General features: G+C 43.7%; 13 protein-coding genes and 1 pseudogene. 8 read left to right on the top strand and 6 right to left on the bottom strand.

Annotated elements, in window-relative coordinates; genetic code table 11:
- Positions 1 to 98: 98 nt before the first annotated feature.
- The 4 genes from RJ01_RS14330 (at position 99) to tehB (ending at position 3,405) form a co-directional block, all read left to right on the top strand.
- Positions 99 to 620, top strand: coding sequence for a hypothetical protein (locus tag RJ01_RS14330; RefSeq protein ID WP_034171582.1), 522 nt, complete (start codon positions 99 to 101; stop codon positions 618 to 620).
- Between the two features lie 231 nt (positions 621 to 851).
- Positions 852 to 1,352: a hypothetical protein gene (locus RJ01_RS14325; RefSeq protein ID WP_034171581.1), complete on the top strand. Its 501-nt coding sequence runs from the start codon at positions 852 to 854 to the stop codon at positions 1,350 to 1,352.
- A gap of 242 nt (positions 1,353 to 1,594) precedes the next feature.
- Positions 1,595 to 2,344, top strand: coding sequence for a hypothetical protein (locus RJ01_RS14320; protein ID WP_034171580.1), 750 nt, complete (start codon positions 1,595 to 1,597; stop codon positions 2,342 to 2,344).
- A gap of 194 nt (positions 2,345 to 2,538) precedes the next feature.
- Positions 2,539 to 3,405: an SAM-dependent methyltransferase TehB gene (gene tehB / locus RJ01_RS14315; protein ID WP_034171579.1), complete on the top strand. Its 867-nt coding sequence runs from the start codon at positions 2,539 to 2,541 to the stop codon at positions 3,403 to 3,405.
- A 98-nt stretch (positions 3,406 to 3,503) separates the two neighbouring features.
- Here tehB and RJ01_RS14310 read toward each other — a convergent pair whose 3' ends face one another.
- The 5 genes from RJ01_RS14310 to fadB form a co-directional block, all read right to left on the bottom strand.
- The gene (locus tag RJ01_RS14310) at positions 3,504 to 3,884 is read right to left on the bottom strand and encodes a hypothetical protein (protein ID WP_034171585.1); all 381 of its coding nucleotides are present in this window, start codon (positions 3,882 to 3,884) and stop codon (positions 3,504 to 3,506) included.
- Between the two features lie 162 nt (positions 3,885 to 4,046).
- On the bottom strand, positions 4,047 to 4,205 hold the full coding sequence (locus RJ01_RS16300; protein WP_161792068.1) for a hypothetical protein: 159 nt from the start codon (positions 4,203 to 4,205) through the stop codon (positions 4,047 to 4,049).
- Positions 4,195 to 5,172 carry a hypothetical protein gene (locus RJ01_RS14305; RefSeq protein WP_034171578.1) on the bottom strand — a complete coding sequence of 326 codons (978 nt, stop codon included), beginning with the start codon at positions 5,170 to 5,172 and terminating at the stop codon, positions 4,195 to 4,197. Before RJ01_RS14305 ends, RJ01_RS16300 begins: the two co-directional genes overlap by 11 nt.
- Before the next feature lie 84 nt (positions 5,173 to 5,256).
- Positions 5,257 to 6,429 (bottom strand): acetyl-CoA C-acyltransferase FadA, encoded by a 1,173-nt coding sequence (gene fadA / locus RJ01_RS14300; RefSeq protein WP_034171577.1) that lies wholly within the window; start codon positions 6,427 to 6,429, stop codon positions 5,257 to 5,259.
- Between the two features lie 12 nt (positions 6,430 to 6,441).
- Positions 6,442 to 8,592, bottom strand: coding sequence for a fatty acid oxidation complex subunit alpha FadB (fadB, locus tag RJ01_RS14295; protein WP_034171576.1), 2,151 nt, complete (start codon positions 8,590 to 8,592; stop codon positions 6,442 to 6,444).
- Between the two features lie 490 nt (positions 8,593 to 9,082).
- Here fadB and lpxO point away from each other — a divergent pair, with 490 nt between their 5' ends.
- Both lpxO and RJ01_RS14285 read left to right on the top strand, forming a co-directional pair.
- Positions 9,083 to 10,000 carry a lipid A hydroxylase LpxO gene (gene lpxO / locus RJ01_RS14290; RefSeq protein ID WP_034171575.1) on the top strand — a complete coding sequence of 306 codons (918 nt, stop codon included), beginning with the start codon at positions 9,083 to 9,085 and terminating at the stop codon, positions 9,998 to 10,000.
- Between the two features lie 108 nt (positions 10,001 to 10,108).
- Positions 10,109 to 10,525 (top strand): PH domain-containing protein, encoded by a 417-nt coding sequence (locus RJ01_RS14285; protein WP_034171574.1) that lies wholly within the window; start codon positions 10,109 to 10,111, stop codon positions 10,523 to 10,525.
- On the opposite strand, the pseudogene RJ01_RS14280 reads toward RJ01_RS14285, so the two are convergent.
- Positions 10,522 to 11,586 (bottom strand): annotated as a pseudogene (locus RJ01_RS14280) (AAA family ATPase). The gene RJ01_RS14285 and the pseudogene RJ01_RS14280 sit on opposite strands and share 4 nt — an antisense overlap.
- Before the next feature lie 224 nt (positions 11,587 to 11,810).
- Between RJ01_RS14280 and uvrC the strand changes: the two are divergent.
- Both uvrC and RJ01_RS14270 read left to right on the top strand, forming a co-directional pair.
- The gene (gene uvrC / locus RJ01_RS14275; protein ID WP_034171573.1) at positions 11,811 to 13,610 is read left to right on the top strand and encodes an excinuclease ABC subunit UvrC; all 1,800 of its coding nucleotides are present in this window, start codon (positions 11,811 to 11,813) and stop codon (positions 13,608 to 13,610) included.
- A gap of 118 nt (positions 13,611 to 13,728) precedes the next feature.
- On the top strand, positions 13,729 to 14,523 hold the full coding sequence (locus tag RJ01_RS14270; RefSeq protein ID WP_034171572.1) for a thioesterase family protein: 795 nt from the start codon (positions 13,729 to 13,731) through the stop codon (positions 14,521 to 14,523).
- The last annotated feature ends 7 nt before the right edge of the window (positions 14,524 to 14,530 follow it).

Raw genomic sequence — 14,530 nt, 5'->3', positions numbered from 1 at the left:
TTTTTAAGCTAAAAGTGTCAACACACCCTAGATTAAATACAGACTTTAGCAACCGATGAAGGCATTCAGGTTGTGAAATTTGAAGTAGGGGAAAGCCCATGAATAGTATAAAAATATCTTTATTTGGGATTCTGTTAGGTACATTGAGCATAGGAGTACACGCGGAAGAACAGAAACCGGTGCTTACCTTGCCGACGATGACCATTATGGCTGAACCTGAAATGAGTAATGAAACTGGCTATGTTCCATTTATTGAGAATGAAGCCAATCGTCTTGCCTTGCAGCATCAGGTAATCCGAGGAACCAAGGATGCAGAGAATTTCATGGTCAATCCAAATGTGCTGGCAAACCTCGATATCAAGCCGACCCAAGCTCCAGATTTGAGTCTACTGTCACCTGCACTGCAACAGTATGTGATGACTATTGCCCAAGGCTTACAATCTAGTGATCCAACCCAAGGGCTGTATACACTGCTGGAGAATGTCGGGATCGATCGTAGCAGCAGCATGCAGCCAGGGCGTGGCCTTCAATTACAGATCAATCTGGACAAGGTGAATCTGGGCTTATTAGAAAACTACAACAATCCATCCCCTGTAGCACAATTTCCAAGATCTCCTTAAAGGACGAGCCAGTAATGCAGGTCGATCCCCGCAAACCGGGGATTTTTGCTTTTTTTAAATTTAACTTCTGATTAATTTATGTTTTTTAGGAGCTTTGTTCCTGATTTGATGGTTGGTTTTATCAGGGTGCAATGGGTTCGATTGACCGTTTATCAAACTTAACAATAAGAAGCTGTATTACTTGTAAGATTTAATCTGACGCTTTCCCTTTTCCAACCGAGGGGTAATAAGATGAATCTCCTAAAATCCATTCAAAGCTTGGGCCTAATGCTGACCTGTACTGCTTTTACTCTCCCTATATTGAGTCACGCAACTCCTGCTCATTCTGAAACAACGGTACTTCCCACCTTAACTGTCATGGCTGAGCCTGAAATGCGTGCTGTGACGGAAATCACGCCTTATCAGGAAGGTGCCAGCCAGCGTAAGGCTTTGCAGATGCGCCTGATGAAAATTGAACGCGATATCCAAGCTTATAGTGTCGATGGTGATGTTGTTGCAAATATTGACATGGGGGCAGCAGCGCCTAATCCTGATCTGGACAGTTTGCCTACTGTGTTCCGAGAATATGTACTGGCAGTAGCGCAAGGCTTGCAGTCTTCAGATCCAAGAAACGGAATCTATGTAATTCTGCAACCTTTCGGTATTGACCGGAATGCCACCAATGTCCAGATCGTCCGGGAACAGTTTGATCCGAATCGGCTTGAGCTCAGTCTGCCTTCCGGTTCGCGCTAGCCCACAATCCGATGGGCCAGGCTGATCAGGTCAGTCAGTTTCGGTATAGCCAGATCACGTCATGGAGAAAGGGTGGGTTAAAAACTTATTTCCTTTCTTCAGGCTTTTTACTGGATTCATTTTTTCAGTATTGAGAAAGCACATTCACAAATGTGAAAAGTTCTATGTCTTGAATTATGCTGGAAAAATAAGCATAGTGTAAAAAATCAATAAGATCTGGATGACAGACCTGGAGCGTGTAGATGCCCCGTGTTTTTATGATTATCGCTGGAGTGGTACTGGCAATTTTGATCTGGTTATTTTATCAAAATTCTGTAGAGCAAAAACAGCAGGCCGATTTGCAGGAATATGAAACGGTACTGGAAGAAAAAACCGGATCTATTTTGCAGCAGGCACAGGATTGGTCTAAACCGATTCAGATCGATCTGGAAGATGATCGCCTGGACGGGGATTATGCTGTGATGGCTCAGTTTATTTTGGGACAGATGCGTGATCGTGCCGAGGCTCGTAATCAGTACTTACGTGACCTCAAAGCAGCGAACTGGGATCGTTTTCTGGATATTGACCGCTTAGCCAAAGATCAGGCTCAAGACTATAAAGAAACCGAAGCCATGCTGAAGCGCGTGCATGAAATTGTCGAGGGTTATGAACAGACAATTCAACAGCGGGCAACCCAGCAGTTAGAGCAGGTGAAACAGCTGGATATTAAAAATCGCTATCGTCAGCAGCTGGCAGATAATCTGAAAGCCAATCAGCAGCAGGATAATGCCCATGCAATTTTTGAAATTGAGAAACAGAGTCTGGCCAAAGCAGGCCAGTTATTTCTGGTGCTGAAAAACAATAAATGGGAAAAGAAAAACCAGACCTTTATGTTCTATGAAGATGCACCCTTAAAGCAATTCAATAAGCTCTATCAGGAAATAGTGCAGCTTAACCAGCAAATGACTCAAGTGGATCAGCAGGCTCTTAAAGAAGCAGAGAAAAAACTCTAAATATAAGGGTCTTATGGATTTTTATGCGCTAAATTGTATTGAGGTTTTCTTGCTAGATCGATCAGTCCTGCTGCATTGCTTACATCAAAGATGTACCAGTTCTCATCTGTAATAGAACCAACTATGCTTGAGAAAAATGAATATCCAGAAGCATGCTTGCAGGCGGAAAGAGAAGATAGGGAGCACAAGCTTTTATGCAACAACTGAGATGTTATAAAGAATTTCCGGTCTGGTCACAGCAAGCTATTCCACAAGGGTTCAAGCAGCCACATAATACCAAAGCGGGGACTTGGGCAAAGCTGACCGTTCTTAAAGGTGAGCTGCATTTTGCCATGCTGGATCAGTCAGGTCATATACAGTCTGAACATGTATTTACGCCAGAGCAGCAACCACCGTTTATTGAACCACAGGTATGGCATAAGATTATTTCTACCAGTGAAGATGCAGAATGTCAGCTGCGTTTTTACTGCAAACCTGAGAATTACTTCAGCAAAAAATATCAGCTAAGCCCGACTCATTCGGAAATTCTGGTGGCTATGCCGTATTTAAAGGGTGGCCGTGCGCTGGATGTCGGTTGTGGTTCAGGCCGCAATTCGCTGTATTTGAGCCAGAACGGTTTTGAAGTTGACGCCTGGGATGTGAATGAAAATAGTCTGCAGACCTTAAGACAGATCATTCAGGCCGAAGAAATCGGGAATATTCAGGTTCAGCAACGGGATTTAAATCTTGACCCAAGTATTCAGAGCCAATATGACTTTATCTGCTGTACGGTAGTGATGATGTTCCTACAGGCCGCTACCATTCCACCTCTTATTGCACAGATGCAGCAGGCGACAGTGCCGGGCGGTTATAACCTGATTGTCTGTGCGATGGATACCGATGATATTCCGGTACAGCCAGACTTTCCGTTTAGTTTTAAGCCGGGACAGCTTAGTGCCTATTATGAAGGCTGGAATCTGGTGAAATACAATGAAAATGTAGGTGAATTACACCGAGTAGATGAACAGGGCAACCGGATTAAGCAGCATTTTGCGACTATGCTAGCCCAAAAAGTCGAATAAAAGATTTATACAGTTTTTAGATTTTTGACTTTAAATCAGAGAGCGCTAAAAATAAAAAAAGATGTCACCCGGACATCTTTTGTTATGCTTAAAAAATCTTAAGCTGCTTTTTTAAACAAAGAGAACCAGCCTTTTTTCTCGGCTTTTACTTCTGCTTTTTCAGCAGCCGCGTCTTTGGTTTCTACTGCTTCAGTTTTCGCAGCTTCAACGTGTTGTTCTGCTGTAGCTTGAGCCGTTTCTACTTGAGTCGTCGCTTCTGTTTTTACTGCTTCAGCTTTAGTTTCAGCCGCTTGTTGAGTTGCAGCAACAGTCGCTTGAGTCGCTTCAACTTTCGCTTGTACAGGTGCAGCAGCTTCTTTAGCAACAGTTTGAGTTGTTTTGGTTACAACAGTTGCTGGCGCAACTTGAACTTCAGTTGCCATTGCAGATGCAGAAGTCGCTACGATTGCAGTCGCGATCATTGTTTTAAGCATGTTCATATCAACCTTTTTAAGGAAATAGGAAAAAAGAGGCTTGATCATACATTTATAAAATTTAAGTGCTTCATAAATAGGATTTTATTGGTTGATTTTTCAACTGAAATTACAAAGGGATAACAAAGCTAAATTAATTTTTATTTTCAAAGATTATAGCTATATTAGTTATTTAGATTTAGCATTATTTTTAGAGAACTGTTCTAAAATTTTATTAAGTTCCTCTATTCTTTTCTTTAAATTTTGAATCTCTAATTGTTGCATAGCTGTTTCTTCAGGCTTTGTTAATTTTTGAGATTTATTTTCTAATTCATTTTTATGCTGCATGACTGTTTTCTCGTTGAAAATTATTTTTCAAAATTTCTAGGGATATTTCTAATAATAGTCTTTGAGTGAAAACACCTAAAAGCCATTGATAGAATTCAAAATCTTCATTTTTAAATGAATTTTGCTTATTGCATGAAACAGTTAATACATAAATTACCTCATTCGTAATAGGGTGTAAAATAGGGAAGCATATTTGTGAGCCGCTTTCATTGAGTGGAGTCATCCCATTTATATAACATCTAGAACTAGAATTCTTATTAAGTTCTGCTGTTGCATTTTCTACAATTATTAATGTTCTTGATTCAATACTACGTTTAATACAACTTGTTTTTGAGTTCAAAACATTTATTGGAGTTTTTGGTCCAATATGAGTTGGTAAATAATTTTCCCATTCAGTACACAGTTTATTTGAAACACGCATTAATCCAACTTTGATTAAAGTATTTGGAAATTGAATTTCTAAGTGACTTTTAATTGCTTGAATAATAATGTCTTTCTGTAAATTTGGCTGAGTGATCGTATTGAATATATCTTTAGCAGATGTATTCATTTTAAGAGTATCAATAAATCTTTTATATTTTGTTTGAACAATAATTTCTAAAGTTTGTATTATAGAAATCGCATGTTGCTTACTTAAATCTGGAGGAGGGGGTTCTGTATATTCAGCTATGAGCTTTATATATGAATAACCATATGTAATTAATGCATATATTAGAAAAGCACTAATAATAATCCAAGCTTGTTTTTCAACAATGAGAACCCCAAAAGTTCCAAGATTTTCAGTAATAAAATGAGCTAATGAACTATTACTAAAACTAGAATTAATGAAAAATACTGGTAAAGCATAAATAATAGGCAATAAAAGAAAGCGTACTAAATTTTTAGATACTAAATTATTAATGATTTCAAATAATTTGGTTATTTTAGGATATTTTATTCTAAATTTAGCTATATCTTCTGGTTGCATTTTATTGTCTGTTATCTAATTGATTATATTGTATAAAAAATCCCCGCATAGAGCGAGGATTTTCTTGATCAAAGTATTTAAAAATTAAACACGTTCGATCACTGTTGCAATACCTTGACCCAGGCCGATACACATCGTCGCAAGACCGATTTGCGTATCTTGCTGTTCCATTACGTTCAACAATGTTGTTGTGATACGCGCACCAGAACAACCCAATGGGTGACCCAATGCAATCGCGCCACCGTTATGGTTCACGATGTCTTGCTTATCATAAATGCCTAAGCCTTTAAGAACAGACAGACCTTGTGCAGCAAAGGCTTCGTTCAATTCAAAGGTTTGAATATCAGCAATTGACAGACCAGCGCGTTTCAACGCTTTTTGTGTTGCTGGAACCGGACCATAACCCATGATCGCAGCATCACAGCCTGCAACCGCCATAGAGCGAATTACAGCACGTGGCTTAAGACCTAAAGCTTGAGCACGTTCAGCAGACATTAACAACATTGCAGATGCACCATCAGACAAGGCTGAAGAAGTCGCTGCAGTCACTGTACCGCCTTTCGGATCGAATACTGGACGCAAAGATTTGAACGATTCAAGGTTCGCATCTGGACGGATCACCTCATCGATATCGCACAGAACTTTATAACCGTCAGCATTATGACCTTCAATGCCAACGATCTCGTTCTGGAACAGACCATTTTCAGTTGCAGCCCAAGCACGACGGTGAGATTCAACACCAAACGCATCCTGTTCTTCACGAGTAATGCCGTTCATGCGACCCAGCATTTCAGCAGTCAGGCCCATCATATTTGATGCTTTTGCATAGTGCTTAGATGCAGCAGGGTTCAGGTCGATGCCGTGCATCATGCCTACGTGACCCATGTGCTCTACACCACCGATGATGAAAATATCACCTTGGTTAGTCGCGATCTGTGCAGCCGCAGTGTGGATTGCCTGCATAGAAGAACCACACAGACGGTTAACCGTTTGACCTGCAACAGTCTTAGGAAGATCAGCTAACAATGCGATATTACGCGCAATGTTCATCCCTTGTTCCAGAGTCTGGTTCACACAGCCCCAGATCACATCTTCAACTTCATTCGGGTCGAATTCGTTACGAACCATCAACGCACGGATAAGTTCAGCTGACATGCTGTCGGCACGTACATTGCGGAACATACCGTTTTTCGATTTGCCCATGGCAGTACGTACGCCATCAACAATCACAACGTCACGTGGATTTAAAGTAGCCATTCACGTCACTCCTTAACCGTAGAATTTTTTGTTGTTAGCGGCCATGTCGCGCAATGATTGCGGCGCTTCATAAGCCTTACCTAAGTGCGCGTATTTGTCGCAAAGTGCAACATACTCAGCTACACCAGTCTGGTCGATATAACGGCATGGACCACCACGGAATGGAGGGAAACCTACACCCATGATCATCGCCATATCTGCTTCAGCCGGAGTTGCAACAATGTTGTCTTCCAGGCAACGAACAGTTTCGTTACAGAAAGCCAGCATCATACGGTCAATGATCTCTTGAGGATCAAATTCGCGTTTTTCAGCAGTTGCAACAGATGCCACAAGCTCGTATGCAGTTGGATCAACCACTTTGGCTTTTTTGCCTTTACGGTCAAGTTCGTATTTGTAAAAACCAACGTCATTCTTTTGACCCAGACGGTTGTTTTCGTACATTACTTGGACTGAACCTTTGAAATCAGGTTTCATACGATCCGGGAAGCCTTCAGCCATGACTTCTGCACCGTGAACGCCAGTATCGATACCAACCACGTCCATCAGGTAAGCAGGGCCCATAGGCCAGCCGAATTTTTCCATCACTTTGTCAATTTGCTGGAAGTCAGCACCATCTTTCAGTAACAGGTCAAATGCACCGAAGTAAGGGAACAGTACGCGGTTTACCAGGAAGCCCGGACAGTCATTGACCACGATTGGTGTTTTACCCATTTTCTGAGCAAGAACAACAGTCGTTGCAATCGCTTCAGCAGAAGTCTTCTCACCACGAATCACTTCTACCAGTGGCATCATGTGTACCGGGTTAAAGAAGTGCATACCGACGAAGTTTTCAGGACGTTCCAGATTTTCAGCCAGACGCGTGATTGAAATCGTAGATGTGTTAGACGCAATAATCGTGTTTTCACGTACTTTGGATTCAGTTTCTTTCAGTACGATGCCTTTCACTTTCGGGTTTTCAGTTACTGCTTCAATCACGATGTCGACTTCTTTAAACTCGTCATAGCTTAAAGTAGGACGGATACGAGCAAGGGTTTCACCCATTTGCACCGGTTTCATCTTCTTGCGTTCAACCTGCTTGGTCAGCAGTTTATTCGCTTCAGACATACCCAGTGCAAGTTGCTGGTTACCAATGTCTTTCATGATGATTGGAGTGCCTTTGCTTGCCGCCTGGTAAGCAATACCACCACCCATGATCCCTGCGCCTAGAACGGCAGCCTGGTTCACTGGATGTGCACCTTGTTCATATTTCTTAGAAGTTTTCTTCACCACCTGGTCGTTCAGGAACAGACCGATTAACGCACCCGCTTGTGGAGTTACCGCAGCTTTCGCAAAGCCTTGAGCTTCAACTTTAAGCGCTTCATCGCGGTGTAAGCTTGCACCTGCCTGAAGAGAATCAAGCAATAGTTTAGGCGCCGGGTATTGAGCAGGGTTTGCTTTTGCAAGAACCGCACCTTTCGCCGTATTGAACGCCATCATTTGCTCAAGCATGTTCAGCTTGATTGGATCCAGTTTTTCCTGGCGTTTTGCCTGCCAGTCTAAACGGCCGTGAATCGCCTGTTTCACCAGGTCAATCGCAGCATCTTTCAGTTTGTCTGCAGCAACAACCGCATCAACCGCACCATCTTTCAGTGCAGCAGCCGGTTTTTTCGGAGTAGCCATGGCCATCCATTCAACTGCATTATCGATACCGATCAGACGGCTTAAACGAACCGTACCACCGAAACCAGGGAAGATACCAAGTTTGATTTCAGGCAGGCCGACTTGCGCCTGTTCTGACATCACGCGGTAGTCACAAACTAAGCACATCTCGAAACCGCCACCTAGTGCCATACCGTTAATCGCGGCAACTTTAGGAATGTCCAGGTCTTCGAAGCTGTTAAAAATTTCATGAACTGGTAGTGCCCAGTCAACAATTGCCTGTTCGCCTTGAGCAAAGTTATCGCCGAATTCAGTAATGTCAGCACCTACGATAAATGTAGACTTGCCTGAAGTTACGATTAAACCCTGAATGTCAGCAGCGGAAACTGCGTCGATCGCAGCCTTGAAATCTTCAATCGTTGCACGGTTGAATTTGTTAACCGACTCACCTTGTAAGTCAAAGCGGAATTCTGCAATTCCGTCCTCAAGCATTTGGACGGTAATGGCATTGCCAGCGTGGATCATGCCCTGATCTCCTTTATTTTGGAGGACTTCTAAGTTGATGTTGTGAAGCAAGCGCGCATTTCCCGCGCACTTTTTTACTTCGCTAATCTTACGATAACTATATCCAAAAAGAACAACACAAGTTGTATCAAGCCGTGACGCAAGGGTCATCAATTTTTATCGCTCAATCAAGGTGTTGTCATATCCGGAATACAGTGAACCGTTATCGCAGTGTAATGAAGTTATTGTTTCAATTTCACTTTTTTATTGCTGTCGCGCTGTTTTTATAACGCAAATTGACCAGATAGGGAATGTTTGCTGTGTGGTGTTTTGGTCAAAATAGTCAATTGAGATTCAAATCAGCCGCTATGGATGTAAGAAAATGTATGCAACGCTGTGTTCTACAAGCGGGTAGGGAGAGCAAAAGCAGCTTTGTTATAATGCGGCTCAGATGTGACTTTTTTATTTTTTCCCCCGTTCTTTTTGGGGCTAGGATTTTTTGGGTATTGATATGTTTAAGTGGATTATTTTGGCCATCTTTGTCATCTCAGCGTTATATATTCAGCGACGTGGCACAGTTCGGCATTCTTTTTATCGCCAGTTTTTTGACCATTCGACCCTGTTTGCACCGATCAATTTTCTGATGTACGCCTTTTCACGCGTACCGAATCAGCCTTATATCGATACGCAGCATTTTAAAGACCTAAAAGTGCTGGATGAAAACTGGGAAATGATTCGTGACGAAGCACAGGCGCTCTATCAGAAAGGTGGGATCAAGGCTTCGAGTAAATATGATGACCTGGGGTTTAACTCATTTTTTAAGACAGGCTGGAAACGCTTCTATTTAAAATGGTATGACTCGGCGCATCCCTCTGCAGCAGAACTCTGCCCAAAAACTACCGCCTTGCTCAAAACCTTGCCAACCATTAAAGCGGCCATGTTTACCGAGCTGGCACCCGATAGTCGTTTGGTCCGTCATCGTGACCCTTATGCCGGTTCATTGCGTTATCACTTGGGCTTAATGACCCCGAATGATGACCGCTGCTTTATCGATGTCGATGGGCAGCGTTATTCCTGGCGCGACGGCGAGAGCGTGGTATTTGATGAAACTTATATCCACTATGCCGAAAACAAGACTGACCAGAACCGGATCATTTTCTTTGCTGATGTCGAGCGACCTTTAAAAACCCGCTGGATGGAACGCTTTAATCACTGGTTTGGCAAAAAGGTAATGACAGCAGCCAGTTCACCGAATGAAGTCGGAGATCAGACCGGTGGCTTAAACAAGGCTTTTGGTTATGTCTATCAACTGCGGGTCAAGGCTAAGGCTTTAAAAGCACAAAACCGCCAGCTGTACTATTTCCTGAAATGGTTCCTGATGCTAGGTATTTTCTTCCTGATCTTTGTTCGTCCTTATCTGTTTGCCTAAGCTGCAACATAAAAAATAAAACGCCCACATGGGCGTTTTTTATTACTTATAGAGATTCACCACATCATTCTGATTTTGTGTAAGATAAAACAAACTAAGGGGAAGACGATGCGTGTATTTCGTTCCAAAAAAGACTGGTGGCTGCTGGCATTCTTGATCTGTATGAGCGGTTTGTTATTGCAGTTATTACTGACCATGCAGGCCAAAGGGACGATGGCTCAATATCCAGTGCATACCGCAGTCTATATGCTCACAATCCTCTTGGTCTGGTGGCCGGTTTGGAGTACCCGTTATATTGTGCAGGACGGGCAGTTGATCATCAAAAGCCTATGGCTGAGCTGGCAAATTCCACTTGGTTCGATTCAAAATATCCAGCCTACAGATCACTCAGAAATTGCACCTGCTTTGTCTTTCAAGCGTTTAAAAGTCAGCTATACTTTGGCAGATCGGCAAAAATATGTCCTGATTTCACCTAAAGACCCGGATGCATTGATTCAGGCGATTCAAGCGCATCAAACAGTTTAATTGGAATCGGATGCTTGAGGCTGAACTAGCAATTGTCCATTAATACAGTCCAGATGGAGTTGCGGTTGTTCTGGATGGTTCAGGAAATAAATCGCTAAGATTGGTTCCAGTTCAATCCGTATTTTTCGGCCCAGATGACGGGCGCCATAACGGATGTCATGGCCTTGATAAAAATGAGCCTTGGCTGTATCAGTGAGGTGAATCTGTCGTTTCTGGTGTTGTAGACGTTGATTTAATTTATCCAGCTCAATCTCAACCAGTCGTGGCAGGACATCATTTTGGATGGCCTGATAGTGCAAGGTACGGTCAATCCGGTTCAGGAACTCTGGATCAAACTTGCGCTGCATGACTTTTTCAATGATCTGCTAGGTCGGTACTTTTTTTAGACACACTTGCTGCATTTTCTGCGGCAGATAGCTGAGTTTTTCCAGATATTGTTGCGCGGCCTGTGCACCGACATTACTGGTCATAAAAATCATGCAGTTACGAAAATCGATGGTTTTGGTACCAGCAGTCAACGTCAGTCGGCCGGTATCCAGTACATTCATCAGGCCACGAATTACTTCAGTACTGGCTTTTTCCAGTTCATCAAATAGCATGATGCCGGGACGGGTATGGCTTCCGGCAATAGCGGTTTCATCAAACAGGCTATGGTCTTCTTTAGAGCCCACATAACCCGGAGGCGCGCCGGTCAGGGCAGCTGCATAATGTTCCTGCGCTAAAGTATTCATATCACTCCGGCAGAAAGCATCTGGACGGCCATAAATCGCTTCGGCAATCAGGCGTACCGTCTCAGTCTTGCCAACACCGGTCGGGCCAAGCATTAAGGTAACCGAAAGCGGACGTTCTGGACTGGAAAAGTCAGCCTTGACCACATGCAGCATTTTTTCAATTTCATTTAAGGCGGCATCCTGACCGATGATCCGTTCCCGTAGCAACTGCATCACAGTCTGAGATTCAAAATGAAAACGCGGTTTCCCAATCAAACGGTCACGCTCAGACTGGCTATGGCTAGAGGTGGCAGGTTGCACAACATGAATACCGGATTGGGAACTTGTCATCTTGGATCATCTCGAGATTGAACCTGTCGAGCATAGCAAAGTTAGTTCAGGTGACTTATAGCTTTTAGCAATCAGACCATATTGGGTTGCTTATAAATACAGCACTTCGGGCGTAGCCTGTTTCACTTTGGATGACAGTTCGGATGAATTTTGTGTCATCGCTTGAAAATGACACATTAAACATCACATATATCTGCATATTGCAGGTGAAAAATAGGTTTTAGGTGAACGAGAACGCACGCCCTCATATTGAAAAAATCTTGGCCAATATGACCACCTTACCCGGGGTCTACCGGATGTATGGCAAAGATGGAGAACTCTTATATGTGGGAAAAGCCAAAAACCTGAAAAATCGGGTGTCCAGTTATTTTGTCAAAACCCTTGATCATCCCAAGACTCAAGCTTTGGTGGCACGGATTTATGACATTCAAACCTTGGTGGTGCGTTCAGAAACTGAAGCTTTACTTTTAGAGCAAAACCTGATCAAGCTGCATCGTCCGCCGTATAACATCATGCTGCGTGATGACAAATCCTATGTCTATATTTTTGTTTCTGCAGACAAGCCTTATCCGCGGATTGCCAGCGGTCGCGGCAAGGGCAAACATCAGGTCGGCAAGTTCTTTGGACCTTATCCGAGTGCTTACAATGCCCGCGATACTTTGGTTATTCTGCAAAAATTATTCAATGTACGTTCCTGTGAGAATGGTTTCTTTGCCAATCGTACTCGACCTTGTTTACAATATCAGATCAAGCGCTGTTCCGGCCCTTGTGCGGGCCTGATTTCGCCTGAGGATTATCAGGAAGATGTTAATAACTCGATTCGCTTCCTGCAAGGCGATACTAAAGAGCTGAATCAGGAACTGATTGCCAAGATGGAAGCAGCCGCAGAAAATCTGGAATTTGAAAAAGCGGTATTTTATCGTGACCGGATGGCGTTATTGCGTGATGTACAGGCCCAGCAGGCGATTTATAAAGTCAAAGGTGAGGCAGATATTCTGGCGATTGCCTATCAGGCAGGGGTGACTTGTGTGCAGATCATGCATGTGCGTAATGGCAAGATGCTCGGCGGTAAAGGCTATTTTCCGGATATGCTGAGTGATGATCTGGGGCAAATGCTCTCGGATTTTATTGCCAATTTCTATTTTCAGGTTGCTGATGAAATTCCATCTGAACTGATCGTGAATATTGAAATGCCAGATCGGAAGGAACTTGAAGCCGCACTTTCTCAACATTTTGATAAGAAGATTCAGATCAAGTCCAAAGTCCGGGAAACCCGTGCCGAATGGCTGGAACTTGCACAGATGAATGTGCAGCATGCCATTCAGGGCAAGCTGGCTAATCACTTTGAATTGAATGAACGTTTCCATCAGTTAGAAGAGGTGGTGGGACGGCCGGTAGATCGGATTGAGTGTTTCGATATTTCGCATACCATGGGTGAAGATACTGTTGCTTCTTGCGTAGTCTTTGATAGTGGAGGCGCGCGCAAACGCGATTATCGTCAGTTTTCTATCAATGATATTCAGGCAGGTGATGACTATGCCGCGATGCGTCAGGCCTTAACCCGTCGTTATAAGAAAGCCATGCTGCCAGATTTGCTGCTGATTGATGGTGGTAAAGGGCAGTTGCATATGGCGATGGAGGTCATGCAAGAACTTGGACTGGATGCCTTTATGGTTGGTGTGTCTAAAGGTGAAGGGCGTAAGCCAGGTTTGGAAACTCTGCATTTTACCGATGGCAGCAAGATTCAGCTTCCAGAAGATCATAAGGCCCTGCATCTGATCCAGCAGGTACGTGATGAAGCCCACCGTTTTGCTATTACCCGGCATAGGGCCAAACGTGATAAAAAACGTGGCTCATCGGTATTGGAGGTGATTCCGGGACTGGGGCCGAAGCGCCGTCGTGATTTATTGACCCATTTTGGCGGGATTCAGGGCGTGCTTAAAGCTTCTGAAAAAGACCTGCAACTGGTGCCAGGTCTGGGTTCGGTCATGGCCCGGATGATTTATAAAGTTCTGCATGAGTAATCGTTTTATATCAATTACAAGTGCAAAAATGCACATTGACCTTCGAGTCAAAGGTCATTTCTATTCATAGATTTTTCCAGCAATATATCGGTTCATCAGACAAAGTTGAAGGATCGATATGTCGTTGCAAGCACTGTACGCACAAATTGCGCAGCAAGAATGGATTGAAATCCCGACAGGCTGGGGGCAAGGGAGAACCATCTACGGCGGACTTGCGGCTGCAGTCATGATGCAAAAAGCCGTGGTAACAATCAATGATCCTGCTAAACGTCTGCTGAGTACCAGTGTGACTTTTGTTGGCCCGGTACAGGAAGGCAAAGCACGCCTGACTGCGGAAATTCTGCGTGAAGGCAAATCGGTCACTACCATCGAAGTGCGTCTATGGCAGGATGACGCTGTTCAAAGCATTCTGATTGCCAGTTTCGGCGTAGCGCGCGATTCTAGCATTCAGGTACATCAGGAAATCCAGGCTCCGGATTATGCTCCTCCTGAAATCCTGTTCCAGATTCCTGCACAGTTCAAGCTTCCAAAGTGTTTTGATCATTTTGAACTCAGATGGGCGGATTTGAATCTGCCGTGCAGTTCAAGTGTACGTCCTGATTTTGAAGGCTGGTGCCGCTTCCATCCAGATCAACATTCTGACCGTGAATTTCAGTTAGCTGACCTGATGGCCATTTTTGATATCTGGCCACCTGGGGTGTTACCGATGTTTCAGACACTGGCCCCGGCGAGCAGCTTGACCTGGACTGTAACCTATGTGCATCCAGTGCAGCATCAGCTACATGATTGGTTTAAATATAAAGTGATTACCGACCATGCGGCTGATGGTTATTCAACAGAACATGCCTATCTGTGGGATGCAGAAAATCGGCTGATTGCGATGGCCAGACAGACAGTGACGGTGTTTGCCTAGTGACACT

Source organism: Acinetobacter sp. YZS-X1-1, from assembly GCF_000804305.1.
In the GTDB taxonomy this organism is placed as follows: domain Bacteria; phylum Pseudomonadota; class Gammaproteobacteria; order Pseudomonadales; family Moraxellaceae; genus Acinetobacter; species Acinetobacter variabilis.
Note: the sequence above shows the minus strand (reverse complement) of the source record. Positions and strands in the feature narration are given on the sequence as shown.